The sequence below is a fragment of the Halomarina litorea genome, from assembly GCF_024227715.1.
Lineage (GTDB): Archaea > Halobacteriota > Halobacteria > Halobacteriales > Haloarculaceae > Halomarina > Halomarina litorea.
In genome coordinates, this window is the sequence record NZ_CP100448.1 from 2,514,600 (window position 1) to 2,540,207 (window position 25,608).

The window sequence follows — 25,608 nt, forward strand, 5'->3', positions numbered from 1 at the left end:
TTAGACAGCATTAAAACACGAGCGTTCGAGCGTTCCGACGGATGCGACGCTTACTCCACCTACTCCTGGTGTGCTGTCTGGTCACCGCCGGTGCGGTCCCGGCGGTCGGCCTCGCGGCCGCCGACTCGGCGACTGACGCATCGACATCGACATCGACACCGGCACTCTCGCAGGACGCCGCCAACAACTCCACGACGGTCACGCTCCTGACGTACAACGACGTCCAGACCGCGGCGGCGCGGGACGGGAACTTCCCGCGACTGGTCGAACTGGTCGAACAGCGCCGGGCCGCCATCGACAATCCGGTGGTGGTCGCGGGCGCAGGGGACCAGATCGGACCCCACCCGCTCTCGCCGGTGAGTCAGTGGCGACTCCCCGTCGCGGTGCTGAACCAGATGGACCCCGCGGCCGACGTCATCGGGAACCACGAGTTCGACTACGGCTACGAGGCCATCTCGAACGTCACGGACGCCTCCCGCTTCCCGTGGCTGGCGACGAACGTCGTCAAGAACGCCTCCGGCGAACCCTTCGACGGCACGGAGTCCTACGAGATCGTCGAGAAGGACGGCGTCCGCGTGGGCTTCATCGGCCTCGTCGACGAGGGCGCGACGTACGGCAAGACGACCATCGACTTCGCCGGGCGCAACGTCACCGTCGAGGACTTCCGCGAGGTCGGTCCCCGGACGGCTGAGATGCTGAAAGAAGAGAAGGACGTCGACGTGGTCGTCGCGCTGGCACACACGGGCGTCCCCGAGGCGAAGGACCTCGCGGAGGCCGACGCCGGTGCCATCGACGTCATCGCAGTCGGCGACGACGAGGTGAAGTACCCGCCGCAGGAGACGTCCGACACCGTCATCACGGAGGCCGTCGCCCGCGCGGAGTTCCTCGGCGAACTCAACCTCACGGTGGAGAACGGCGACGTGACGGCGTGGAACGGCCGCCTCATCAACGTCACCGACGACCTGCCGAAGGACGAGACGGCCTCGCGACTCGTCGAGGGCTACCGCGCGAACGCCAGCCTCGACAAGAACCTCACGAACTCGACGGTGGCGCTCGACGCCCGGTTCGCGACGAACTACCACGAGGAGTCGAACTACGGCAACCTCGTCACCGACGCGATGCGCGCCGAGGGCAACGCGACGGTGGCCATCACGAACGCCGGCGGCATTCGCTCGAACGCGGTGTACGGTCCCGGCCCCATCACGGGCGGCGACGTCTTCAGCACGCTCCCGTTCGCGAACACCCTCGTCACGGTCGAACTGACGGGCGCGGAACTGAAGGAGGTGCTCGCGAGCCAACTCGTCACGCTGGAGAGCGAGACGGGCCAGCAGTACGGCGAGGAGGTCAGCCAGCAGGTCTCCGGCGTCCGCTTCGAGTGGGTGCCCCACGAGAACGCCAGCGACCCCATCCGTGACGTGTACGTGAACCGCAACGCCCCCCGCGAGGACCCGAACTGGGTCCGCCTCGACGAGGAGGCGACGTACACCGTCGCGGTCAACAGCTACATGGCCAGCGGCGGCAGCAGCTACCCCCTCGAGAACGCGACGGTCGTCAGCGAGACGGACCAGTTGCTCGCGGAGGCGGTCGTCGACTACGTCGACCCGCGGGAGACCATCTCGCCGACCGTCGAGGGTCGGATGCAGCGCGTGGACGCCACCCTCGACAGCCGACTCCTCCTCGCGGACGGCAACGGGAAGGCCGTGCTGACGTTCGACGCCCCGGCCGGCCTCCAGAACGTCAGCGAGGGCACGTTCGTCCTCGCCAACGGTGCCGGTGAGACCGTCGAGGCCGAGCAGGTGATCGCCAACGGGAACCGCCTGACGGTCCGCTTCGACGACGGGGAGGTGCGGTCGCTCGTCGACAGCGAGTTCGCCGAACTCCAGTTGTACGGCGAGTACGCCACCACCGAGTACGACTTCGTCTACTTCGACGGTGCCCGCCTGAACGCCGACGTGTTCACCTACGCGCCCAGCGAGGACGCGGGTGCGGACAGCGAGGGCGACGGTGAGAGCGACGAGGAAGACGAAGAAGGCGGAGAAGAGGAATCGACCGACGACGCGGAGGCGCTGACCGGCGCGTCGCTCGCCGCGGTCGCCGCGTAATCGACCCGGAACTCCTGTTTTTCTCGCCGACGAGCGTGCGCCGCCCCCGACCGTTTATCACGTCCGACGACGCGGTACCGGTCATGGTCCCGCTCCCCCTCCAGACGTTCGGCCTGCTGTTCGTCGGCGTCTTCGCCCTCGTCGGCCTGGCGCTCGTCGCCTACGCCGGCCGCGACCTGTTCGTCGCCTACCGCCTCTCGCGGATGGACCCGACGCCCGTCGCGGACCTGCCGAACGTCTCCGGCCCCGTCGAAATCGAGGGACGGGCGCTCGTCCACGAGGAGACGTTCGAGTCGCCGTTCACCGGGACGCCCTGTCTCGCCTGCGAGTGGCGCGTCGAGGAGGAACGCCACGACGACGACGGCACCCACTGGGTCACCGTCGCCTCCGGGTCCGAGGCGGTACCCTTCCGCGTCGAGGACGACACCGCGAACGTCCTCGTCTACCCGGCCGGCGTCGACCTCAGACTGGCGAACGAGTCGCCCATCCGCGTCGACGGCGGGAAGCGCCCGCCCGAGCGAATCCAGCGGTTCATCGACTCGAACGGGGACGTCGGGCCGGAGGACACCAGCTTCGACATCGGCCCGCTCTCCATCACGACGGGCGACGACCGCCGGTACTACGAGTCCCGCCTCGACCCCGACGAACCGGTGTACGTCTACGGGACGCCGGTCTACTCCCCCGGCGTCGGGGACGCGGTTGGACAGGTGAACGCGACGATGGAACCCGGCGACGGGCGGTTCATCGTCTCGGACACCACCGACTCGGGGGTCGTCCGCTGGTTCGTCCGGAGCGCGCTGATTCCGCTCGTCATCGGCGTCCTCTTCGTCGGGTTCGCGCTGTTCTTCGGGTTCTCCCTCGGCTGGGTGAACGGACTCCCCGGCCTGTGAGGGCGGGGCGGTTGGTGTGTGCATCGGTACCGAAGCACAGTGAGTGAGCGGAGCCGCTACCGGGGGCTTTTTCGCCCTCGCAGGAGTACGTCGGAGTATGTCTGCCCTTCGCGATGCGTTGCGGGACCTGCCGGACGCGGTGTTCGCGGACCTCCTCGAGTCGGACGAGGCGTACCTCGTCGTCGTGGACCTGCCCGGCGCGAGCGCGGAGACGGTCGACGCCCGCGTCGACAACGGTCGCCTCCGACTGGAGGCCCAGCGCGAGAAGGACCTGCCGCCGGAGTTCCGCTACCGGCAGGAGGACCGCTCGCTGTTCCTCGACGTCGAACTGCCCCTCCCGCCGGACGCCACCGGCAAGGACGCCGAGGCGACGATGAAGCGAGGGGTGCTCGAACTCCGCCTGCCGAAGACGAGTGCGGCCGGCGACGAGTCGATTCCCATCAGCGACGACGAGGCGTGACCGCGGCCCCGTGACGCGCACCGTCAGCCGACCCCGGCACCGCGCGAAACGAGGCGCCGACAGCGGCATCGCGGGGCACTGGGCGTGAACGCGGTCGCAGCAGGGTGGCTCCCCGCTCACGCTCAGCACCGGGGGTGCTTCGCGTGAACGTACGTGCGTACCGACGCTTTTTCGTCGTCGCCTACCAGTTCCTGCCCATCCTGCTGGCGTACGCCCGCGACCGGCGGCGCTTCCTGCTGTTCGGCGGCCCCCGGCAGGTGTCGAGTGCGACCAGACGGGACCGCGCCCGCAAGCTCCTCGACTCGATGCTCACGCTCGGGCCCACGTTCATCAAACTGGGCCAACTGCTCTCGACGCGACCGGACATCCTCCCGCCGGAGTACATCGAGGAGTTCTCCCAGCTACAGGACAGCGTCCCCGCCGCTCCGTGGGCGGAGGCCGAACAGGTCGTCCGCGCGGAACTCGGCTCCATCGACGACGCGTTCGCCGCCTTCGACCCGCAGGCAATCAGCGGGGCGAGCCTCGGACAGGTCTACCTCGCGGAGTACGACGGCCGAAAAGTTGCCGTGAAGGTCCGCCGCCCGAACATCGAGTCGCTGGTGGAGGCCGACCTCCGGGTCATCAAGTTCTCCATCCCGCTCCTGATGCGCTTCGTGGGCGAGGCCCAGTCGTTCTCGCTGGAGACGCTGGCCGACGAGTTCGCCACCGTCATCCGCCAGGAGATGGACTACGCCCGAGAGGCGTCGATGCTGAAGGAGATCCGCTCGAATTTCGCCGACGACCGGCGCATCCGCATCCCCGAAGTCGTCGACGAACGCTCGACGGGGCGCGTCCTGACGATGGAGTACGTCCCCGGGACGAAGATATCGGACATCGACGACCTCGACGACCTCGGGGTCGACCGCTCGGAACTCGCCGAACACCTCCAGCGGGTGTACCTCCAGATGATCATCGACGACGGGGTGTTCCACGCCGACCCGCACCCGGGCAACCTCGCGGTGCAGGACGACGGCACCCTCGTCTTCTACGACTTCGGGATGTCCGGGCGCGTCGACCCCTTCATCCAGGACAAGATCGTCCAGTTCTACGGTGCCATCGCCCGGCAGGACATCGATGACATCCTCGATGCCCTCGTCGAGATGGGCACCCTCAGCCCGCAGGCCGACCGCCAGACGATGGCCGACGTGATGGAACTCGCCATCGCGGACGCCCGCGGGGAGAACATCGAGCAGTACCGCGTCCAGCAGATCGTCTCGCAGGTCGAGGACACCATCTACGAGTTCCCCCTCCGACTCCCGCCGAACCTCGCGCTCGTCCTGCGCGTGGCGACGGTGGTCGAGGGGGTCTGTGTCACCCTCGACCCCGACTTCGACTTCATCGAGGTAGCGACCGGCTACCTACAGGAGGAGGGGCACATCGAGCGTGGCATCGAGGAGTTTATCGAGGACCGACTGGACGAGGTGGGGCAGGCGGTCCAGTCCTCGGTGCGCGTCCTCCCGAAGTTCGAGGACACCCTCGACACCGTCACGCGCGACAACCTCTCGGTGCAGGCGCGTATCAGCGACGCCAACGGGGTCGCCGAACGACTCGCGAGGCGACTCATCCTCGGTGCGCTGGTGGCCGCGACGGTCCTCTCGACGGCCCTGCTGTGGGCGTTCGAGAAGCCCGACGCGACGGCCATCGCCGGGGCCCTCTCCCTCGTCGGCCTGTTCTTGCTCTATCGCTCGTTCCGCGAGAAGAAGGGCATCCGCGCCCAGCCACAGTTCACCCGGCAGGCGATGCGCGAGCGACAGGACGAGGCGGGGGTCGCGGGCGACGTGACCCCCACCGGCTCCGACGGGGACGACGCCCCGCCCGCCTCGCCGACGGGGCGAGTCGGCGGCGAGGACGCCCCGTAGCCGCCGGCCACAGTTAACCCGGGGCGGGCCGACCGGGTGACATGGACGTCGAACCCTTCGCCCTCGAACGGTGGTTCGCCCGGTTCGAACACGACGCCGACATCATGCTCGCCGAGAGCGGCATCCGCAGTCTGGACGCCGCCCGGTTCGACCGCGACCCCGGCGAACTGGGTTACGTCATCCCGACGAACGGCGACCCCGCCTTCCGCGAGACGATAGGCGACCGCTACGACCGGCCCGCCGACGAGGTGCTGTTCACCTGCGGGGCGCAGGAGGCGAACCTGCTCGCCTTCCTCGCACTCGTCGGGCGGGGCGACCACGCCGTCGTCGTCACGCCCACCTACCAGTCGCTCGTGAGTCTCCCCGCCGCGTTCGGGGAGGTGACCACCGTCGACCTCACCCCGCCCGAGTGGGACCTCGACGTCGAGGCGGTGAAGGAGGCGATTCGCCCGGAGACGGGCGTCGTCGTCCTCAACAACCCGAACAACCCCACCGGCAAGTACCTCGACGAATCGACCGTGGAGGCCGTCTACGACGTCGCGGCCGACGCGGGCGCGTACCTCCTCTGTGACGAGGTGTACCGCCTGCTCGCGGAAGCGCCCCTCCCGCCGGTCGCCTCGCTCGGCGAGTTCGGCGTCTCCACCTCCAGCGTGACCAAGTCGTACGGACTGGCGGGACTCCGGTTCGGGTGGCTGGCGGGGCCGCGGGAGGTGGTCGACGCCGCGTGGAACTGGAAGGACTACACGACCATCTCGCCCTCGCAGTTCGGCCAGCACCTCGCCCGGCAGGCGATAGAGAGCGAGAACGACATCCTCGCGGTCAACCGCGAACTCGCCGCCGAGAACCGCGCCATCACCCGCGAGTGGGTCGAACGACACGACCTCTCGTGGTTCGATCCCGTCGGGGTCAACGGGTTCGTCACCGTCCCCGAGGGGTTCGACTCGGGCGAGTCGTTCTGTCGGCACGTCGTCGAGGAGACGGGCGTCGTCCTCGCGCCCGGGGAGGCGTTCGGCCACCCCGACCGCTTCCGCATCGGGTTCGGCCTCGCCACCGACGAACTGGAGGCGGGACTCGCCCGCGTGGACGCCCTCCTCGCGCGTCACGGCTGAATCGTCGGTCCACCAGACGACCCGCTAGTCGGTCCCTACCACCGGCGAACCGGCCAATCAGCCCACCGATAACAAAACCAATAGAAGAGAGACATTCATACAGAGGAGAGATAAATGAGCGCACCAGAAATCGACGACGGGGAGGAGGAAGGCGAGTTCGCGGCGTTCCAGACCGACACGGGTGACATCGTCATCTACGACGTACGGCCGGGCGAGGACACGGAGGCGTCGGGCGCGTGGATTCGCATCCACCCGGACGACTGCGTGGACCTGACCGAAGCGCAGTAGGCGAGCGGTCACACGCACGACGTGGCGGGACAGACGAGAAGTGAGTTGCCTCCGAGGCTCTCGACTGGTGAGGGTGACGTTCGCGCCGCGAAGCGGCGCGATTCCCCGGACGTGAGCGAGCGAACGCGAGTGAACGTCCGGCCTTTTTAGTCCCATTGCGAGACGCTTCGCGTCTCGCTGGCTCCCAGAAGCCTCGTTACCAGAACGCTCCGCGTCCTGGTTGCCAGCGGGACCGGCGGTCCCGCGCGCTTACTGAGTGCGGTTTTTCGAGGAGTGGTGTCCACATCGGACGCCGGAGGCGTCCGCGGGGACACCCGACGACGAAAAAAGTGGTTCCGTACCGTTTATCTGGACAGGGTTGAAACCCGGACGTATGGCGAAACAGCAGACCGAGGTCCGCGACCTGCAGGAGGGGAGCTACGTCATGATCGAGGACGTCCCCTGCGTCATCAACTCTTACAGCACGGCGAAGCCGGGCAAGCACGGCAGCGCGAAGGCCCGCGTCGAGGGCAAGGGCGTCTTCGACAGCAAGAAGCGCAACTTCACGCAGCCGGTCGACGCGAAGGTGTGGGTCCCCATCATCGACCGCAAGCAGGGTCAGGTCGTCTCCGCCAACAACGGCGAGATGCAGGTGATGGACCTCGAGACGTACGAGACGTTCACGATGCGCGTCCCCGACGGCGTCGACGCCGCCAACGAGGACGAGATCGAGTTCCTCCAGTACGAGGACCAGCGGAAGATCGTATAACGTGTTCCCCGGGGCCGTCGCGGACCGCGAGGACGCGCGCTACGTCCTCCTCGGCGCGCCCCTCGACATCTCGACGACGTTTCAGCCGGGCACCCGCTTCGGCCCCGATCGGGTCCGGCGGTTCGCCCGGACGTTCGACGACTTCGACCACCACACGCGGAGTCACTTCACCGACCTCGCGGTCCACGACGGCGGCGACCTGCGGGCGTGGGACGACGCCCGCGAGTACCTCGACTTCCTGGAGGGGATGGTCGGCGACGCCCGGAGCGACGGGGCGGTCCCCCTGTTGCTCGGCGGCGAACACACCGTCACGGTCGCGGGCGTTCGTGCCTGCGACCCCGACGTGTTCGTCTGTCTCGACGCCCACCTCGACCTGCGCGAGGAGTACGACGGCAACCCGCTGAGCCACGCCACCGTCACCCGTCACGCCCTCGACGTGGCCGAGGAGGCCGTTGTCCTCGGGGCGCGGACGGGGAGCGAGGCCGAGTGGGACCGGGCGAGCGAGGCGGACGTGACCGTCGTCCCGCCCGGCGAGGTGGGGGAGTGGACGCCCGACTTCGGGGACCGATCGGTTTACCTGAGCGTGGACGTCGACGGTGCGGACCCCGCGTTCGCGCCGGGGACGGGGACGATGGAGCCGTTCGGTCTCTTCCCCCGCGAGATGCACCGCGTCGTCAGAGCCGTCGCCTCTCACTGCGTCGGGTTCGACGTCGTGGAGGTCAACGACCGGGACGACGGGCAGGCGGCGACACTGGCCGGAAAGCTCCTGCGGGCGTTCGTCTTCGCGCACGCGGCCGGTGGAGACGACAGCGGGCGCTGACCGGTCGGGGTTCGGCCGCAAAACGAGCAGAGGCGGGGGTTACCGCCCGAAGACACGCCGCACCTTGCGTTTGATACTGCGCTTTACGCCGCGCGGCAGTCGTCGCCAAGCGAACATGGCTTTCCTGAACTTACCCATTGGAATCACCGTGTCGTTGGTCGCTCGCACCTGCCGAAGCAGGTGATGGCTCGATACTCCACCCGAGTTCATAACGCTGGCGGCCATCGACCCGACATGGACCTCACGACGTTCTGTGCGCGACTGGACGACCGCCTCCGAACCGACGCCTACGCCGACGTCGACGCCAGCGCCAACGGCCTGCAGGTCGGACCGGACGAGGGGACGGTCGACCACGCCGCGTTCGCCGTCGACGCCGCGAGCGCGACCATCGAGACCGCCATCGACCGGGGCGCGGACTGCCTCGTCGTCCACCACGGCCTCTCGTGGGGCGGGTTCGACCGCCTCACCGGGCGGGACTACGAGCGCATCGCCCCGCTGGTGCGCGAGGGCGTCGCGCTGTACGTCTCGCACCTCCCGCTCGACGGACACCAGGAACTGGGCAATGCGGCCGGTCTCGCGGACCACCTCGGTCTGGAGAAGCGCGAACCGTTCGGCGAGTACGGGGGGGAGTACATCGGCCAGCGCGGCCGGACCGACCCCGTCGCCCCCCACGACCTCGCCGACGCGCTCTCGTCGCTCGACACGGGGGGCGAGACGGTCCAGCACCTCGAGTTCGGCCCCGACCGAATCGAGGAGGTGGCCGTCGTCACCGGGAGCGGGGCCGACTGGCTGGCCGAGGCCGAGGCGGTGGGCGCGGACGCCCTCGTCACCGGCGAGGGGAAACAGCAACTCTACCACGAGGCGCGCGAGGCGGGCGTCCACGCGTTCCTCGCGGGTCACTACGCCACGGAGACGTTCGGCGTGCGGGCGCTCCGCGACCTCGTCGACTCGTGGGGCGTCGAGACGACGTTCCTCGACCACCCGACGGGGTTGTAACGTCGGGAGCGGCCCGGGCGGGCCGACGGTTACGCGCCCGTCGACCCGACCTTCGTCACTGCGACTGCGACCATCTCCTGTTGTCCAAAATGAGTAAACTATTATATTAGAGTAATTCATTTTAAAATTCATGAACGTGGTTTCCGTCTCCGTCGTCGGCCGAGGTGCCCGCGACGTTGCCCGCCACCTCGAACATCACAATTCCTCCCTGACGACGACAGCAACCGAATCGGTCGAGGAAGCTCTCGAACGCGTCGAATCCGCCGGGCGGTGGCCCTACTACGAGGCCGTCGTGCTGACGGAACCGGAGGCGGTGGGTCGGCTCTTCGGCCCGTATCGCGAGCGGTGGCCCGACGTCGCGTGCTTCCTCTACGCGGACGCCCTCCCCGCACCCGACCCGGAGACGCCCATCTACGAGTACGTCCCCGACTCCGAGCCGACGGCGACGCTCACCGAACGCGTCGTGTACGCCGTCACCGAACGGACGCACGTGGCCTACCCGCTCCCGGAGAACGAGAAGCGACGTCTCGAATCCGTCGGCCGGTTCGACGTGGAGTCGCTCGTGGGGGACCCTCGGCTGGAGACGGTTGCCGAGGACCTCGCGGAGGCCGTCGGGGCGCCGTTCGCCGGTGTCTCGCTGATGGGCGCCCACATGGAGCACTTTCTCGCGTTCACCGAGCCGATCGACCCGCTGAAGTACGACAGGCAGGACACCGTGTGTTCGTACACGCTCCTTGGAAACGACTCGTTCGTCGTCGAAGACCTGACGACCCACCCGATGTTCGCGACGGGGCAATTCGTCGAAGCCGGGATTCGTGCCTACGCGGGCGTCCCCATCCGGTGTCCGTCCGGGATGCCGGTGGGGGCCGTCTGTGTCGTCGACACGGAACCGCGCCTGTTCACCGACGACGAGCGGACGGCCCTCTGGGAAGCCGCTGCGACTGCGGAACGCGCCCTCCGCGAGAGCCTGAGGGAGAACAGTCACCTCGAATGGGACCTCGTCGGGGGAAATTGAGATGACCGATACGTACGACGTCGAGGCGTTTCACCCGTCCGCGCTCCCGGCGGGGACGACGATACTCCTCCTCGCGGGCATCGACAGACAGCGTGCGGTCGTCGACCGGTTCCTCGCCGGCCCGAGTGACTGCGACGACCACCCCGTCACCGTGACGGACGGCGTCGTCCCCGAAGTGGCCGCCGACGGGGGAAGCGTCGACTGTCGCTCCCCCGGTCGGAGTGAGGTGGCGGACCCGCGGGGCGACCTCCGCGAGGTCGGCGTTCGCGTCTGTCGGTCGCTCGACGTCGCGGACCGACCGGTCCGTCTGGCCGTCTACGACGTCGGCAGGTTGCTCCGCGGCGTCGACGTCCAGACCGTCTACCGGTTCTTCCACGTCGTCGCCGAGACCGTCGCCCGGACCGGGGCCGTCGGCGTGTTCGGCCTCGACGGCGCCCGGCGTGACGCGAAGTCCCTGAACGTCTACCGGCGCGTGTTCGACTACGTCGCCGACGCCCGCAGTGTCCCGCCGGGCGACCCCGTTCCGCTGTCCTCGGTGGGATGAGCACCGGCCGATCTAAATCGGTCCGCCGACCCGTCGGCGGAGTGCTTCGAGCGAGTCGTCGACGTCGTCGACCGGTGGGACGTCGAGTCGTTCGGTCACGTCCCCATCACGGACCAGACACGCGTCGCCCTGAACCGGGCGCTCAACCGGAACAACGGCTCCCCTGGAACCGCGACATCGTCGAACGAGGGTACGCGACGGGCGACGTCGACCTCGTCGTCAACGGGAACATCGACATCGTCGTCGTCCGGCAGTTCAGTCAGGGCGGCACGACCAACCTCGGGCGGGACATCGACGGCTACGCCGCGGTGTACGACTACCTCCTCGTCTACCTCTACGGCTTCGCCCAAGCACGCCGACCGCTGGCGACTCGTAGAGCGCCACCACACGGCGAGTCGACACGGCTTCGAGGACGTCGAGTTCGTCTACGCACCGCTCACCGAGCAGCCCACCTTCTCGAGTGGTGGGGGTCGGCGCGTCGCCCTCACGGTGGTCGTCGCCCTCCTCGGCGTCGGGATGGTCCAGTCGGGGAAACTCGTGGTCGTCCTCGGCGCGCTGTTCGCCTCGTCGGTCGTCCTCCTCGGGGCGCTCTGGTGGTACACCTGACTGTGCCGGACACCGGAGAGGGCGGTTAGCGGCCGCTTGCAGGGGGTACTCGGACGAGAATCGACACGCTGAGCGGCCGTAGGGGACGGCTAAGTATATACACAGGCATCGTTCCACGCAACAATCACGATGAGCGAAGGAGACAGTTCGGTCCGACGGGTGGCGGTCGTCCTCGCGGTGGCCACGCTCGCGGCGTCGTCCGGATGTATGGGACTCGACCTCGGCGGTGCGGGAGACATCGTGAACCTCAACCCCGCGCCCGGCACGACGCTGGGTGCCGAGGCGGTCGAACAGGTGCCGAGCGACGCGACAGTCGTCGACGCGGACGACGAGCGACTCGCGAACGCGAGCCAGATACAGTCCGTCCTGGAGAAGGCGGGGTCGTCCGGTGACGGCTACGCCAGCCTCGAGGTGCGCGGCGAGAACGCGACGGCCTCGGTCGACGAGGCCCTCCGGAGCCTCCCCCGGTACGAGGACGCGAGCGCCTGGTACGTCCGGTACGACGGCGAGGTGTACCGCGTGTTCAAACTGAAATCCGACTGACCGGGCGGCCTTTCCGAGCCTTCAAATCCCGTCCCGACCAGCGGCGGGTATGAGCGACGACGCCGACCGCGAGGACCACGAGGACCGGGGAGACCACGACGACCACGCGGACCACGGAGACGGGGAGGGTGCCGAGGCGACACCACGCCGCGAGGAGTTCCGTCACGACCCGGTCGGTCACGCCAGCGTCGGGGCGGGGATGAGCGTCGCCGACCTCGTCGAGCAGTACGGGCGGGCGGGCATCGGGGCCGCCGACCTCCACGAGGCCGTCGACGTCACCGCCGCGATGTTCGACGAGGACGTGACCTGCTTCATGGGCCTCGCGGGCGCGATGGTCCCCACCGGGATGCGAGCGCTCGTCACCGACCTCGTCCGCGAGGGCCACGTCGACGCGCTGGTCACGACGGGGGCGAACCTCACCCACGACGCCATCGAGGCCATCGGCGGGAAGCACCACCACGGTCGCGCCGGACCACACGAGGAGCGACCCGGCGCTCCCTGCTCACACTCGTCCGAGGACTCGCGTGAACACGGTCGGGACGAGGCGGAGGGCAAGACCGCCCGCGAGCACGACGAGCAGTTGCGCGACGAACAGGTCGACCGCATCTACAACGTCTACCTCCCGCAGGAGCACTTCGCCGCCTTCGAGGGACACCTCCTCGACGAAGTCTTCCCGCCCATCGAGGACGGCGAGGGCACCGTGAGCATCGCCGCGTTCACCCGCGAACTCGGCCGGGCGAACGCGGAGGTGAACGACCGCGAGGGCATCGAAGAGGACGCCGGCATCGCGGCCGCCGCCTACGAACACGACGTCCCCATCTACTGTCCCGCCATCCAGGACTCCGTCCTCGGCCTGCAGGCGTGGCTCCGCTCGCAGGTGTCGCCGTTCGGCCTCGACGCACTGGCGGACATGTCGGAGCTGAACGACCTCGCCTACGAGGCCGACCGGACGGGCGCGTTCGTCGTCGGCGGGGGCGTCCCGAAGAACTACGTCCTCCAGACGATGCTCGTCACGCCCGGCGCGTACGACTACGCCGTCCAGTTGACGATGGACCCGCCCCAGACCGGCGGGCTCTCGGGCGCGACGCTGGACGAGGCGCGCTCGTGGGGGAAACTGGAGAAGGAAGCCCGGAACGTCTCGGTGTACGCCGACGCGACCATCACCCTCCCGCTGGTGGTCGCGGGCGCGCTGGACCGACTCGCCGAGTGAGGGCGTCCCGAAGCGTCCATACGCCCACCGGGAGTACCGTCGGGTGGCCGATGACGAGGCACCCGTCCCGAACCGGACTAGGCACCCGGTGATGCGGAACCCTATGAGTGCCGAGGCCACCGTTTCCCTCGCATACTTCGGCAGCAGACAGGTACGACCAGGGAGGACCCCCACCGACACGGACCAGAAGTGTCTCGCAGAGTGCGGTGGAGGGAGGGGTGCCTATCGTGAGACGTCCACGCCGACGTCCTCGCCGGAGAGGACGTCGGGGAGTGGTTCTTCGCGGTCACCCTCGATATCCGCGAGAATCTCCTTGAGGTAGGCGTTGAACAGTTCGGGGTTCTCGCTCATCGGGAAGTGCCCGATGTCTGCGGTCTCGACTGCGGTCGCTCCGTCGCCGACACCGTCCGCGACCTCCCGCCCCATCTCCGGGTCGGTCAGGTAGTCGTACTCGCCGTTGACGACGTACAGCGGGCACTCTTCGGCGTCGACCTGGTCGAGGTCGTCCCGGTAGTCGTGGTCGACCGAGTAGTAGTAGAGGTCGCCCTTGAACACGCCCGTCGCCCCCTGTTCGTAGAGGTACATCGTCTCCCGGCGTGCGGGTTCGGGACTCTGTGTGGCCATCAACCCCCAACACGAGTACGCGTTGACCTCCGTCGTGTTGACGTGGGCGTGGTCGAGCCAGTCGATGTAGAACCCCGGGCTGTGCGCTCCCGTCTCGAGACCGATGAGCGCGCGGAACCGGTCGGGGTACCAGTCGCCCAGTTCGAGTGTGATGTTCCCGCCCATGCTCGACCCCATGTAGATGGGGTCCTCGAGGTCGAGGGCGTCCGCGATGCTGACGATCGTCTCGGCGAACCGCTCGGCGGTCAGCGTGTAGTCCTCGTCCCACCACACCTCACTCGTCGGCGGGACGGACTTGCCGTGGAATGGGAGGTCGTAGGCTATCACCCGGTAGTCCTCGGTGATTTCGTCGTCTGCGAGGACGTGTCTCCACTCTTGGTTGTTGCAGCCGGCGGTGTGCTGGAGGAGCAGCGGCTTGCCGTCTTCGGGGCCGCTCTCCTCGAAGTATATCCGGTGGTCCACACCATCGACGTCCACGTGGACGTACTGTCCGTCGATCTCCTCGATGTCACCGTGTTCGTGTTCACTCATCGGAGTTCACCCCGTCGTTGTGCGTCGTGCGCATCAGGTCGAGTGCTCGTTGGAACGCCCGCAGGTTCTGGAATATCTTCTTGTTGTTCCCTGTCAGCTGGAGGTGGCCGGGGTCGTCCTTCACTGCCGTGCGGTAATGAGAGGCGATGACCTCGTGGTTGAACGCCGGCGGCACCTCCTGTACGAACTCCTCCCACGCCTCGCGGTCACCTTCGACACCGAACGACCACGCATGGTTCATTCCCGGGTCCGAAACGATCTCGTCAACGGTACCCTCGTCCATCTCGATGAGGAACCGTTCGTCCCCGATTTCGACGTAGAAGTTCTCGTCGAACGTGTCGTGACCGCGGACGTGCATCTCGTCGTCCTGATTGACGACCGCTTTGTACTCCTCCCACCAGTCGTTCGAAGCGAGTTCTGCCTCGGTCATGAGTAGCTCTCCGAACCATCGAACCGACGCCGACCCGGCCGAACGCCGGTCGCGCCGTGCGTCGGTCGGTCCGTGTTTGGACTCCGGCGGCGCAGGGGTAGATGTGTGGCCTGCACCCGCAAACGCCCCCAGAATGCAGGGAGAAGGCGTACAGACGGTATTCTCGGACGATGGGGCTCTGATCCTACGCGTCGGTTCTCCCCCCATCGTGGGAACCGCATCGTCACGGGCCCTGCGCACACCTGCATCGCCTTTAGTGAGGTAGGGTTCGACGTACCATATATGTCCCACAGGGACGAGAGCGAGGTCGAGGAAGAGGACGAGTTCCAGTGCCAGCTGTGCGGCGAGACGTTCGAGAGCCAGCAGGCGCTGGAAGAGCACGGGGTCGAAGAACACGAAGAGGGCGACCGGGAGTCCCACCAGCCGTAGGAACGTCGAACGGGAAACGAGTAACGCGGCCACGACGTGGACGGCCGCTCGGGCTACCGAGCGTTCGGTCGTCCCTCCTGTACGCTCTTTCGAGTGTGAGCCGCGTAGCACCGTCTGTAGTCTCGGAGAGTCACCGTCGAGGCGGGCCGACCGGCCGAGTCGCTCGCCGTCCCGCCACGGGAGGAACCCGACGTGGCGGCGCTGACCGAAGTCGCCGTGCGGTACGACCTCGACATTCTCTCACCGCTCTCCGAGTGACCGTCTCCGTCCCCGCTCCCACCCCGTACGGGCAGTCCGTCACACGGTACGCGTGCGCCGGTCGAAAGACCGATGCGGGTCCCCGTCGAGGAGGTGTCCACGAGCCGTGACGACACGAATCCGCGAGGGCGTCGAGTCGGTCCCGGGGGAGACGGCGCTGGTCGTCGGCCTCGTCAGCGGGTCGCAGTTCGTCAACCACGCCTTCCTCGTGCTTCTGCCGCCCATCCTGCCCGTCCTCTCGCGTGACCTCGACGTCTCGCTCGCGTTGCTCGGACTCGCGCTCGGCGCGGGGGCGCTCGTCAACACCCTCTTCCAGCTCCCGTTCGGCTACCTCGCGGACCACTACGACCGGACCATCGCGCTCGGTCTCTCGTCGGTGCTGGGCGCGGTCGGTGCGCTCCTCACCGCCCTCGCGCCCGACTTCCCGACGCTGGTCGCCGGACAGGTCGTCCTCGGTATCGGCGTCGCGGGACACCACCCCTCCCACTACCCGCTGCTGACGGACGTCACGGCCGAAGACGTGCGCGGGCGGGCGTTCGCCGTCTACAACTTCGGCGGGAGCCTCGGCTTCGCGACGCCGCCCGTCGTCGTCACCGCCGTCGTCGCCGTCGAGGGGCTGAACTGGCGACACGCCGTCGGCCTCCTCGGTGCGGTCGGTCTGCTCTACGCCGTGGTCGTCACCGCCGTGTTCGCGTGGCGGGTCGACGACGCCGTCACCGGGCCGAACGTCGAGCGCGTGGCGAGCACGGACCCGCTTCCCGCCCGCGTCCGCTCTGGCCTGCGTGCGCTCGTCGCCGAACCCGGTATCCTCGCGCTGGCGGTGCTCGCGCTGTTCGCGTCGACGGCGAACTGGGGGGTGACCGCCTACGCCGTCGTCTTCCTCACCGACGCCTACGGCCTCTCGCTCGGCGCGGCGAACCTCACGCTCACCGGCCTGTTCGTCGTCGGCGCCGTGGCCATCCTCGTCGGCGGCTCGCTCACCGACCGCTTCGGGAGCAGCCCCGTCCTGCTCGGCAGTTTCGTCGGCTTCACGGCGCTCGTGGGACTCATCGCCGCACAGGTCGTCCCCGCCGCCGTCGCCGTCGGCCTCTTTCTCGCACTCGGCGGCGTCCGGAGCATGGCGGGGCCCGCCCGCGACGAACTCACCGAACGGCTGGCCGCCCGTGGCACCGTCGCGAAGAGCTTCGCCGTCGTCACCATCGGCATCATGCTCGGGAGCGCAATCGCCCCGCCCGCCTTCGGCTACCTCATCGAACGGGCAGGCGTCCAGACGGCCTTCTTCGCCGTCGCCGGCGTGGGCGTGCTGGCGACGGCGGTCACGGCGCTCGTCGTCGCGGAGTTCGCGGGCGAGCGGCGAGCGACCGCCGCGGCGGACGACTGAACGGAACCCGCCGGTCGGGCGAACAGTGGGCCTCCACACTCACGGCGGGTCGGTCCCGTCCACCGCCTCGGCGAGTCTGTCGAGAAACGCCGGGTCGTACCCCTCCTCGACGTGGTCGACGTTCCACAGCCCCGACTCGCGAATCGCCCGACTGCGACTGTCCTGCCCGAGCCACGTGGGTGGACGCGGGTCGAGCGGGTCCCTCCCGACGTTGCCGAGGAGGGCGATGGCGTTCCGTTCGACGTACGCCCGGTCGCTGTCGGCGCTCGGCTCGTCGTCGAGTTCGACCCAGAGGACGGGCTGCTCGCGGAGGTAGGCGCTCACGCGACGTTCGAGGGGGTACTCCTCGTCGCGGACGACCGACCGGTCGCGGTCGATGGCCGACCAGCGCGCGTCCCAGTCGGGGTACTCGTCGTGCAGGCCGTACCGCTCGACGATGGCCTCGCCGACGCGCTTGCGGTAGACCGAACCCCGGTGGTTGCCGCCGTGAGGGTGGTCGGAGCTCCGGCTTCCGGTGCCGTAGTGCTGTTTGAGCCGCTGCCAGAGCGTCGAGCTACTGCCCTCGGAGACGGCGTGCGTCCCGACTCGCGTCACCCGTGGCTGGTCGGTCGACGCCCGGGTCTCGCCCGGTTCGAGGAAGAAGTAGACGCCCCTGTCGGGCCAGCCCATCCGCCCGGTACAGCGTTTGAGCCGCCGAGGACCGCCGACCCGCCTCGCGAGACGGTCCAGCAGGGCGTAGAACCGGTCGACGTCGTCGCGTCGTGCCATCTCGGTGGTACTGGTCATCCCGTCACACAAAGCGTTTCGTCCCCGGACTTCCGACCCGCTCAGCCGAAGCGGGTCGGCGACAGGAACGCGCGGACGGCGGGGTCACACTCGCGGTCGGGTGCGACGACGTCCGCGAGCACGCTCCCGACGGCGGGCGCGAGGGTCACGCCGAGGCCGCTCAGCCCGGTCGCGACGTAGTAGCCCTCGCGGTCGGTCGCTCCGACCAGCGGGTTGCCGTCGGGGGTGATGGTCCGAAGGCCGACCCAGTCGGTGGCGACGCGGGCGTCCACGAGGGCCGGGAGGAACCGCTCGAAGCGTTCGACGGCGGCGAGCGAGAACGACTCGTCGACGCTCCGGGCGGCGTCCGGGTCGAGGCGGGCGGCGTCCTCGTAGCGCGCGCCGTACCCGCCCGCGAACACCTGCCGCGTCCCCTCCCCGCGCACGTAGTGGCCGTCTTCGAACTCCACGAACGGGAGCGGCGGGTCCGTGCCGTGGTCGAGAACCAGTATCTGCCCGCGGTTGTTCCGCAGGGGGTGGGAGACGCCCGCCATCGCGTCCACGGCGGGGGCCCACGGACCCGCCGCGTTCACGACCGCGCTGGCGTCCACGCGGTCGCCTTCGACGTCGACGCCGACCGCCCGACCCCCTTCGACGACCACGTCCGTCACCGCCGCACCCGTCTCCACCGTGCCGCCGGCGTCCCGGACCTCGCCGACGAAGTGCTGGACGACCTCGTTCGGGTCGAGGTAGCCCTCGTCGGGGACCGACAGCGCACCGTGGAGGTGGTCGGTGGCGAGGCCGAAGCGCTCCAGGTCGGCGGGGGCGAGCAGTTCGGTCCGGACGCCGAGCGATTCGAGGTCGCTCGCGGTCGTCCGGTGGGTCTCGCACGTCTCGGGGCGTTCTTCGAGGTAGAGGCCGCCGATGCGGTCGAAATCGAGTGTCCCCGCTTCGACGAGGGGCCCGTAGGTCTCCCACGAGCGTTCCCGGAGGGCGTGGGCGGTCGGGTCGGGCGACGACTGGTGCCAGACGAACATCGCGACCGAGGCCGCCGTCGTCCCGCCGCCGAGCGAGTCGCGTTCGTAACAGGCGACCGGGAGGCCCGCCTCGGCGAAGTGGGCGGCGACGCTCGTCCCGACGATACCACCGCCGACCACGACGACGGGGTCCATGTGTCGACGGAGTAGCAACGGGGGCATAACGCTACCCCCGACCGATGTTACCGGAGAAAGAGGGTTTTACCCGCCGCGACCCCAACCGGTCGGTGTGGAGTCCCCGTTCGACGTCCTCGCGGTCGATTCGGACGCCGACGACGACGAGGTGGAACGCGCCTACAGACAGCGCGTGCTGGAGGCACACCCGGACCACGGCGGCACCGCGAGCGAGTTCCAGCAAGTCCGCCGGGCCTACGAGCGCATCCAGTCGGGGTACGACCCCGAGGAGGCCGACGAGTTCGAGAGCGAGGACGCCGGGGACGCGGGCGTCGACGCCGACGACCCGGAGAGCAACGGCGAGGTCGACGACGCCGAACCGGACGGCGTCCCGACGGAGTTCCTCAACTACGACGTCCTCGCGGACCACGGCTGGGAACTCAACGACGAGGACCTCTTCGAGAAAGCCGCGGCGGCGAACCTCGACCCGGACGACCACGGGCAGTTCACGGTCGGCCCGCGCGAGTCGGTCCTCGAAGCCGCGGAGGCCGACGGCAACCTCTGGCCGTACGCCTGCCGGGGCGGGGCGTGTACGAACTGCGCCGTCGCCGTCGTCGAGGGTGAACTCCCCCCGCCGGCGAACCACATCCTCCCGCAGGGGATGATCGACCAGGGCATCCGCCTGTCGTGTGTGACCCAGCCAGTCTCGGACGAACTGAAGGTGGTCTACAACGTCAAGCACCTGCCGGGACTGGACGAACTCCGCCTGCCGCCCAGTCGGTTCGACAAGGCGCGGTTCAACGATTAGCCGACCGAGGCGTGCTCAGTTCGACTCGACCTCCCGCGCTTCCGGGTGGGGGGACTCCTGCCCGGCGAGGCCGTGGACGAGTGCGTCCCCGGACTCGTCGAAGAGGTGAATCGCCGCGCGGTCCAGTTGGACGCGGTGGTCCTCGCCCTCGATACCCCCCGCGAGTTCGGGGTCCGGCGGAGCGCTCATCAGCAGTTGGGACTCCCCGCCGGTCTCCTTGCCGGTCGGCGTCGCCCCGCCCGACCCGTCGTCGAGGCGGTAGTAGACGAACACCTCGTCGCCGACCGGTTCGACGACGTCCACCGTCGCCCCGAAGGCGTCCGTCGGGTCCGTGAGGTTCTCCGTGCTGTCTTCTATCGCCACGTCCTCGGGCCGGACGCCGAGTGTGACTGACTGGCCGGGGCGGACGTCGAACGCGCTGGGGTCGAACGACACGTCGAAGAAGTTCGTCTCGACGCCGTCCTCGGTGACCTCCGCCTCGAAGAAGTTCATGCTCGGCGATCCGATGAAGCCGGCGACGAACTTGTTGGCCGGTTCGTTGTAGCAGACGAGGGGGCTGGCGAACTGCTGGACCTGCCCCCCGTTCATCACGGCGAGGCGGTTCGACATCGTCATCGCCTCCTCCTGGTCGTGGGTGACGTAGACGATGGTCGTCTCCAGTTGCTTGTGGAGTCGCTGGAGTTCCGTCCGCATGTGGACCCGGAGCGCCGCGTCCAGGTTCGCCAGCGGTTCGTCCATCAGGAACACCTCAGGTTCGCGGACGATGGCCCGCGCGATGGCGATTCGCTGGCGCTGGCCCCCCGAGAGTTCGTCTGGCATCCGGTCGGTCATCCCGGACATCTGGACGGTCTCGGCGGCGCGTTCGACGCGGCTCTCTATCTCCTCGTCGTCGTAGTCGCGCAGGCGGAGGCCAAAGCTGATGTTGTCGTGGACGTCCATGTGCGGGAACAGCGCGATGTTCTGGAACACCATCGCTATCTCCCGGTCCTTCGGCGGGAGGTTCGTCACGTCCCGGCCCGCGATTTCGACCGTGCCCTCGCTGGGCGTCGTGAGGCCGGCGACCATCTCCAACGTCGTCGACTTCCCGCACCCCGAGGGGCCGACCAGCGTGACGAACTCGCCGTCCTCGATGGCGAGGTCGACGCCGTCGACCGCGGTCACGTCTTCGTAGCGTTTCACCAGACTGTCGAGTGTTACGTTGCCCATTGGATTACTCCTTGAGTGCGCCCGCGGTCAGTCCGCTCACGATCTTCTCCTGTGCGACGACGACGAGGATGGCGATGGGGATGACACCGATGATGCTCGCCGCCGCCATCAGGTTGTACAGGTCGGCGTACTGCCCCTGGAACTTCAGGATACCCCAGATGACGGGCGCCCAGTTCTGGGCCTGCCCGTCGGTCATCAGGTAGCCGAAGAAGAACTCGTTGTAGACGGCGATGAACGTCAGCACGCCCGCCGTGGCCACGCCGGGGGCCGACAGCGGCATGATGACGCGGAAGAGCGCCCCGAGTCGCGTCGTCCCCTCGACGCGGGCGGCCTTCTCCAGTCCGTCCGGAATCTGGCTGTAGAACGTCGTCAGGATGAAGATGGACAGCGGGAGAAAGAGGGCGCTGTACGGCAGGACGAGTGCGCCCGGCGTGTTGAACAGCATCGGACTCGTCACCGCCTCGCCGCCGGGGAGCGTCAGGAAGGTGACGTTCGCCGTGAACAGACGGAAGAGCGGCAGCAGGAACGCCGCTGGCGGAAAGTACGACACCGCCAGCAACAGCAACATGAGTGGTGCTCGGCCGGGGAACTCCAGTCGCCCGAAGACGTAGCCTGCGATGCTCGCCAGCAGGAGGACGACGGCTGTCGTCAGGAGGCCCAGCACGACGCTGTTGAACACGTAGATGTGGAACGGCACCTTCTCGAAGACGGTGATGAAGGCGGTCGGATTGAACCCGTTGGGGAGCAACCCCACGTTCGACATGGCGTCCGCGGGCGTGAGCGCGAGGACGACCAGCCAGTACAGCGGGAAGAGCGTCGTCACGAGGAAGAAGCCCGCGGCGACGACGAACATCGCGCGGTACACCTTCCGCGGGTTCTTGATGGAGTCGGCCACCCAGCGCTGGAAGGGGCTGTCGGAGTCGGACCCCGAGTCGCCCCCGCCGCCCGTGTCGGTCCCCGTCTCGTCTCTCGTGTCGGTGCTCATCTCAGAACCCCCCGCTGTCGGTGTCGGCGTACTTGATGATGTAGACGGAGACGACCAGCGCGATGACCGCCGCGGTCACGAACGCGATGGTCGCCGAGGTCCCGTACTGACGTGCGCTGAACGTCGAGACGACGAGACAGGACAGCGACGGCACCGTCGAACACGACGACACCGTCTCGATGAGCCCGTACACCCGCATCGACTGGATGGTCCGGAAGAGCATCGCGATGATGACCGTCGGCAGGACGATGGGCAGCGTGACCATCCGGAAGCGCTGGAGCGTCGACGCCCCCTCGACGCGCGCCACGTCGTAGAGGCTCCGGTCGACGCTCTGGAGGCCCGCGAGGATGAGCAGGGCCATGAACGCGGACGTTTTCCACACGTCGGCGACGATGATGATGAGCATCGAGTCCACGCTGTTGACCGTCGGCGTCGCCGAGACGATACCCAGCGACTGCAGCGGGTCGACGAGGAAGCTGATTCCCGGCTGGAAGAGCAGGAAGAAGATCATCCCCTGGATGACGATGGGGATGGCCCACGGGAGGATGATGGCGACGCGCACCCACCGCCGCCCGCGGAACTCCTGGTCGAGGACGAGCGCCTGTCCGAACCCGATGAGCGTCTCGAAGACGACGCTCACGACGGTGAAGATGAGCGTCACGGTGAGCGCGCTCGTGAAGGGCTGGCTCAGGTCGAAGAACGGCCGGGTGAGTTCGGCGTCGATGGCCCCCGTCAGGAGGGCGACGTAGTGGTCGAACCCGACGAACCGTCCCAGCGGGTCTCCGCCGTAGAGGGCGTCTGCGTGCAGGGACATCGTGAACGTCCGCGCGAGCGGCCAGAACGCGATGACCGCCATCAACAGGAGCATCGGCGAGAGCAGGAGGTAGGCGAACTGCGCCTCGCTCAGGTTCTCGATCCACCGGCTCCCGGACTGTACGACCCCGGTTCGACTGCGTGTTCCTGTGTCGGTCGACATCTGTCACTGCCTCGACTTCGTCGCGGTCTGTTCGATCTGTACCAGTCGCTCCTTCAGTTCGGCCATCGCCGGTTCGGGGGCCTGCGTGGCGCTCAGCACCGCGCTCACGCTCTGGGAGATGCGCGGCGACTCGCGGGGCCAGACCACGCTCACCGGCCGGGGAACCGCCCGCTGGCCGACGAACTTCAGCGTCTCCAGATACCGGCTCACCACGTCGATGTTCTGTGCCTGCTGTGAGTCGAGGAGGGCCGGTTTCGGCGGGACGTAGCCGATCTCCTCCATCAACATGAGGTAGAAGCTGTCGGCGGTCATCGCCTCCAGCACCTGCAACGCGGCCTCCTTGTGCTTCCCGTTGGGGTTGAGGGTGACGTGGTAGCCGCCGAGGGCGGAGCGCGACCCGCCCATGCCCGAGAACCTCGCCTCGGACTCGGGGACGCTGTAGGGCATCGGCATCACCCCGAGGCGCTCTCCGAGGGCCTTCTCGCTACCGCTCGCGAGGACGGAGTACGGCCAGTTGCGGTGCATCACCGCGTTCTCGTTCGTGAACGCGCTGAGCGAGGCCTGATGGCCCCACCCGAGGACCGCCTTCGGGGCGATGTTGCCGGGCATCCCCTCCAGTGCGTGGGGGTCGTCGGCCCCCTGGATGAACGTCCGGGCCATCTTCGCCGCCTGAACCACCGGCTCAGTATCGACGGTGACCGGGCGGTTGCCCGCGTGCCCGAGGAGTTTCTCGCGCGGGCCGAAGTACGACCCGCCCCACGAGGTCATGAACTCGTTGAACGTACAGCACGCGAGTGCCTCCGCGACCGGTGCCTGGAACGAGAACCCGTAGGTCGTATTGGTCTGGTCTCTGGTCTGTTTCGTGACCTGCGCGAACTTCTTCCACGTCAGTGGTTCGGTGGCCCACCCGTTCGGGTCGAAGCCCGCCTGCTCGACGAGGTCCTTCCGGTAGAGCATGAGGCCGAAGTCCGAGAACAGCGGTATCCCGTACAGCCCCCCCTCGGGGCCAGTCGCCGTGTCGACGCTGGCCTGGAAGTAGTTCTCCTTGACCGACGAGGCGACGTCCGGAAGCTCCTCGCTCAGGTTCACGAGTTGCTCGCGGACGATGAACGGGAGCGTCCACCCGTTGTCCATCCGGAGCAACGAGGGCTGTTCGAGGCCCGCCGAGAGCCACTGGGAGAACTGCTGCTGGGCCGTCCCGGAGGGGACGGCGAGGATGTCCAGCGTGATGTCCTCGGGCAGGCCGGCCTCGTGGAGCGCGCGGTTGATCTTCGGCTGGGCGTCCTTCGCCGCAGAGTCCGCGACGAACTGGACGGTGGTCCCGCCGGCGGTGTCCACCTGGCCGAGGGTACATCCCGCGAGGCCGGCGAGACCCGCCGTGGCGGCCCCCGCGACGAAGCGCCGACGAGTCGGACGCCGGGTCACGGTTCCTCGACGCTCGTACGACGAACTCGCTGCACGCCGCGACCGACGCGGCAGAGACGGTCACGACCGGGGCTCCCGGTCTCAGCCTCGTCGGCCGCCCGTGCGCTCGGAACTGACGACATGTCCTTGGATTCGACTCCACATATCTGATTAATCGTTAGCCTTGCAGGTGAAAGCGCACCGGCGTCGACGGCCGAGGGCGCCGAACAGACGCGTTCGAGGACGCGGCCGCGTGGGTGGCGCGGGAAGTGCCGGAGTGGCACCGACCTGCACGCACCGAGGTAAAGGAGAAAGACCTACACCCTCGACCGACGCGGTATATAAAAATTTCGCTAATTTCAATAGATTTCCGCCGAATACCTACCTCGGTACGGGGGAACAGGAGCGAGGGCTTAAGGGGACGGAAAGACGTTATCGGTACACGATGAAGAACCCCACCCGTGAGCGCGAGCGCGAGCAGGAGTCGGAGGAGCAAGCGCAGGAATCCAGCAAGCGGGTGTGCGCGGAGTGTGAGACGGGAACGCTCGTCAAGAGCGACGACCAGGGCGAACTGGTCTGCGACGAGTGTGGCCTCATCGTCGAGGATACGAACATCGACCGTGGTCCCGAGTGGCGGGCGTTCAACCACTCGGAGCGCCAGAGCAAGTCGCGGGTCGGCGCGCCGACGACCCAGACGATGCACGACAAGGGGCTGACGACCCAGATCGACTGGAAGAACAAGGACGCCTACGGGCGGTCGCTCTCCTCGGAGAAGCGCAGTCAGATGCACCGCCTGCGCAAGTGGCAAGAGCGCATCCGCACCAAGGACGCCGGCGAGCGCAACCTCCAGTTCGCGCTCAGTGAGACCGACCGCATGGCGAGCGCACTCGGCGTGCCCCGATCGGTGCGCGAGGTGGCGTCGGTCATCTACCGGCGCGCCCTCAAGGAGGACCTCATCCGCGGACGCTCCATCGAGGGCGTCGCGACGGCCTGCCTCTACGCTGCCTGTCGGAAAGAGGGCATCCCCCGCTCGCTGGAGGAGATCTCGGAGGTCTCCCGCGTCGAGCGAAAGGAGATCGGTCGAACGTATCGCTACATCTCGCAGAGCCTCGGTCTCGAGATGCGGCCCGTCGACCCCCAGAAGTACGTCCCCCGGTTCTGCTCGGAACTCGGCCTCTCGGAGGAGGTGCAGGCGAAGACGAAGGAGATCATCGAGGTCACCGCAGAGAAGGGTCTGCTCTCGGGCAAGTCCCCGACGGGGTACGCCGCCGCGGCCATCTACGCCGCCTCCCTGCTCTGCAACGAGAAAAAGACCCAGCGAGAGGTCGCCGCCGTCGCGCAGGTCACCGAGGTCACCATCCGCAACCGCTATCAGGAGCAGATCGAAGCGATGGGCCTCCAGTAACTCCCGAGCTCTCACTCCGCGGACGC

General features: G+C 68.2%; 26 protein-coding genes. 17 read left to right on the plus strand and 9 right to left on the minus strand.

Annotated elements, in window-relative coordinates; all coding sequences use genetic code 11:
- Positions 1 to 41: 41 nt before the first annotated feature.
- The 11 genes from NKG96_RS13935 (at position 42) to NKG96_RS13985 (ending at position 10,870) form a co-directional block, all read left to right on the plus strand.
- Positions 42 to 2,102 carry a bifunctional metallophosphatase/5'-nucleotidase gene (locus NKG96_RS13935; protein WP_254535587.1) on the plus strand — a complete coding sequence of 687 codons (2,061 nt, stop codon included), beginning with the start codon at positions 42 to 44 and terminating at the stop codon, positions 2,100 to 2,102.
- Between the two features lie 83 nt (positions 2,103 to 2,185).
- Positions 2,186 to 2,992 (plus strand): E3 ubiquitin ligase family protein, encoded by an 807-nt coding sequence (locus tag NKG96_RS13940; RefSeq protein ID WP_254535588.1) that lies wholly within the window; start codon positions 2,186 to 2,188, stop codon positions 2,990 to 2,992.
- 97 nt (positions 2,993 to 3,089) lie between these two features.
- Positions 3,090 to 3,452: an Hsp20/alpha crystallin family protein gene (locus NKG96_RS13945; RefSeq protein ID WP_254535589.1), complete on the plus strand. Its 363-nt coding sequence runs from the start codon at positions 3,090 to 3,092 to the stop codon at positions 3,450 to 3,452.
- Between the two features lie 143 nt (positions 3,453 to 3,595).
- Positions 3,596 to 5,350, plus strand: coding sequence for an ABC1 kinase family protein (locus NKG96_RS13950; RefSeq protein ID WP_254535590.1), 1,755 nt, complete (start codon positions 3,596 to 3,598; stop codon positions 5,348 to 5,350).
- A 41-nt stretch (positions 5,351 to 5,391) separates the two neighbouring features.
- Complete coding sequence (locus NKG96_RS13955) at positions 5,392 to 6,459, plus strand: aminotransferase class I/II-fold pyridoxal phosphate-dependent enzyme (protein WP_254535591.1); 1,068 nt, start codon at positions 5,392 to 5,394, stop codon at positions 6,457 to 6,459.
- A 114-nt stretch (positions 6,460 to 6,573) separates the two neighbouring features.
- On the plus strand, positions 6,574 to 6,747 hold the full coding sequence (locus NKG96_RS13960; RefSeq protein WP_254535592.1) for a hypothetical protein: 174 nt from the start codon (positions 6,574 to 6,576) through the stop codon (positions 6,745 to 6,747).
- Positions 6,748 to 7,120: 373 nt separating this feature from the next.
- Positions 7,121 to 7,495, plus strand: a complete 375-nt coding sequence (locus NKG96_RS13965; protein WP_254535593.1) for a translation initiation factor IF-5A — start codon at positions 7,121 to 7,123, stop codon at positions 7,493 to 7,495.
- 1 nt (position 7,496) lies between these two features.
- Positions 7,497 to 8,315, plus strand: coding sequence for an agmatinase (gene speB, locus NKG96_RS13970; protein WP_254535594.1), 819 nt, complete (start codon positions 7,497 to 7,499; stop codon positions 8,313 to 8,315).
- 234 nt (positions 8,316 to 8,549) lie between these two features.
- Entirely contained in the window at positions 8,550 to 9,311 is a 762-nt protein-coding gene (locus NKG96_RS13975) for a Nif3-like dinuclear metal center hexameric protein (RefSeq protein ID WP_254535595.1), read from the plus strand.
- A gap of 130 nt (positions 9,312 to 9,441) precedes the next feature.
- Positions 9,442 to 10,326: a GAF domain-containing protein gene (locus tag NKG96_RS13980; RefSeq protein WP_254535596.1), complete on the plus strand. Its 885-nt coding sequence runs from the start codon at positions 9,442 to 9,444 to the stop codon at positions 10,324 to 10,326.
- A 1-nt stretch (position 10,327) separates the two neighbouring features.
- Positions 10,328 to 10,870 carry a DUF7504 family protein gene (locus NKG96_RS13985; protein ID WP_254535597.1) on the plus strand — a complete coding sequence of 181 codons (543 nt, stop codon included), beginning with the start codon at positions 10,328 to 10,330 and terminating at the stop codon, positions 10,868 to 10,870.
- Positions 10,871 to 10,965: 95 nt separating this feature from the next.
- Here NKG96_RS13985 and NKG96_RS13990 read toward each other — a convergent pair whose 3' ends face one another.
- Positions 10,966 to 11,220: a hypothetical protein gene (locus NKG96_RS13990; RefSeq protein WP_254535598.1), complete on the minus strand. Its 255-nt coding sequence runs from the start codon at positions 11,218 to 11,220 to the stop codon at positions 10,966 to 10,968.
- Between the two features lie 385 nt (positions 11,221 to 11,605).
- Between NKG96_RS13990 and NKG96_RS13995 the strand changes: the two genes are divergently transcribed.
- Both NKG96_RS13995 and NKG96_RS14000 read left to right on the plus strand, forming a co-directional pair.
- A complete protein-coding gene (locus tag NKG96_RS13995) occupies positions 11,606 to 12,019 on the plus strand; it encodes a hypothetical protein (protein WP_254535599.1) in 414 nt (137 codons plus the stop codon).
- A 49-nt stretch (positions 12,020 to 12,068) separates the two neighbouring features.
- The gene (locus NKG96_RS14000; RefSeq protein ID WP_254535600.1) at positions 12,069 to 13,229 is read left to right on the plus strand and encodes a deoxyhypusine synthase; all 1,161 of its coding nucleotides are present in this window, start codon (positions 12,069 to 12,071) and stop codon (positions 13,227 to 13,229) included.
- Between the two features lie 222 nt (positions 13,230 to 13,451).
- On the opposite strand, the gene NKG96_RS14005 is transcribed toward NKG96_RS14000, so the two are convergent.
- Together NKG96_RS14005 and NKG96_RS14010 are read right to left on the minus strand one after the other, a co-directional pair.
- Positions 13,452 to 14,384, minus strand: coding sequence for an alpha/beta fold hydrolase (locus NKG96_RS14005; protein ID WP_254535601.1), 933 nt, complete (start codon positions 14,382 to 14,384; stop codon positions 13,452 to 13,454).
- Positions 14,377 to 14,814, minus strand: coding sequence for a hypothetical protein (locus NKG96_RS14010; RefSeq protein WP_254535602.1), 438 nt, complete (start codon positions 14,812 to 14,814; stop codon positions 14,377 to 14,379). Before NKG96_RS14010 ends, NKG96_RS14005 begins: the two co-directional genes overlap by 8 nt.
- A gap of 282 nt (positions 14,815 to 15,096) precedes the next feature.
- Here NKG96_RS14010 and NKG96_RS14015 point away from each other — a divergent pair, with 282 nt between their 5' ends.
- The gene (locus tag NKG96_RS14015) at positions 15,097 to 15,243 is read left to right on the plus strand and encodes a C2H2-type zinc finger protein (RefSeq protein WP_254535603.1); all 147 of its coding nucleotides are present in this window, start codon (positions 15,097 to 15,099) and stop codon (positions 15,241 to 15,243) included.
- Between the two features lie 364 nt (positions 15,244 to 15,607).
- A complete protein-coding gene (locus tag NKG96_RS14020; protein WP_254535604.1) occupies positions 15,608 to 16,882 on the plus strand; it encodes an MFS transporter in 1,275 nt (424 codons plus the stop codon).
- A gap of 39 nt (positions 16,883 to 16,921) precedes the next feature.
- Here NKG96_RS14020 and NKG96_RS14025 read toward each other — a convergent pair whose 3' ends face one another.
- Positions 16,922 to 17,650 (minus strand): GIY-YIG domain-containing protein, encoded by a 729-nt coding sequence (locus NKG96_RS14025; protein ID WP_254535605.1) that lies wholly within the window; start codon positions 17,648 to 17,650, stop codon positions 16,922 to 16,924.
- Between the two features lie 59 nt (positions 17,651 to 17,709).
- Positions 17,710 to 18,819, minus strand: coding sequence for an NAD(P)/FAD-dependent oxidoreductase (locus tag NKG96_RS14030; RefSeq protein ID WP_254535606.1), 1,110 nt, complete (start codon positions 18,817 to 18,819; stop codon positions 17,710 to 17,712).
- 94 nt (positions 18,820 to 18,913) lie between these two features.
- Between NKG96_RS14030 and fer the strand changes: the two genes are divergently transcribed.
- Positions 18,914 to 19,606, plus strand: coding sequence for a ferredoxin Fer (fer, locus tag NKG96_RS14035; RefSeq protein WP_254535607.1), 693 nt, complete (start codon positions 18,914 to 18,916; stop codon positions 19,604 to 19,606).
- 15 nt (positions 19,607 to 19,621) lie between these two features.
- Here the strand turns inward: fer and NKG96_RS14040 are convergent, their stop codons facing one another.
- From NKG96_RS14040 to NKG96_RS14055, 4 genes are read right to left on the minus strand one after another with little or no spacing between them, the layout of a single operon-like run.
- Positions 19,622 to 20,812 carry an ABC transporter ATP-binding protein gene (locus NKG96_RS14040; protein WP_254535608.1) on the minus strand — a complete coding sequence of 397 codons (1,191 nt, stop codon included), beginning with the start codon at positions 20,810 to 20,812 and terminating at the stop codon, positions 19,622 to 19,624.
- Positions 20,813 to 20,816: 4 nt separating this feature from the next.
- Complete coding sequence (locus tag NKG96_RS14045; RefSeq protein ID WP_254535609.1) at positions 20,817 to 21,797, minus strand: carbohydrate ABC transporter permease; 981 nt, start codon at positions 21,795 to 21,797, stop codon at positions 20,817 to 20,819.
- Between the two features lies 1 nt (position 21,798).
- Positions 21,799 to 22,773 (minus strand): carbohydrate ABC transporter permease, encoded by a 975-nt coding sequence (locus tag NKG96_RS14050; RefSeq protein WP_254535610.1) that lies wholly within the window; start codon positions 22,771 to 22,773, stop codon positions 21,799 to 21,801.
- Positions 22,774 to 22,776: 3 nt separating this feature from the next.
- Positions 22,777 to 24,198 carry an extracellular solute-binding protein gene (locus tag NKG96_RS14055; protein ID WP_254535611.1) on the minus strand — a complete coding sequence of 474 codons (1,422 nt, stop codon included), beginning with the start codon at positions 24,196 to 24,198 and terminating at the stop codon, positions 22,777 to 22,779.
- A gap of 424 nt (positions 24,199 to 24,622) precedes the next feature.
- On the opposite strand from NKG96_RS14055, the gene NKG96_RS14060 reads away from it, so the two are divergent.
- Complete coding sequence (locus NKG96_RS14060; protein WP_254535612.1) at positions 24,623 to 25,582, plus strand: transcription initiation factor IIB; 960 nt, start codon at positions 24,623 to 24,625, stop codon at positions 25,580 to 25,582.
- The last annotated feature ends 26 nt before the right edge of the window (positions 25,583 to 25,608 follow it).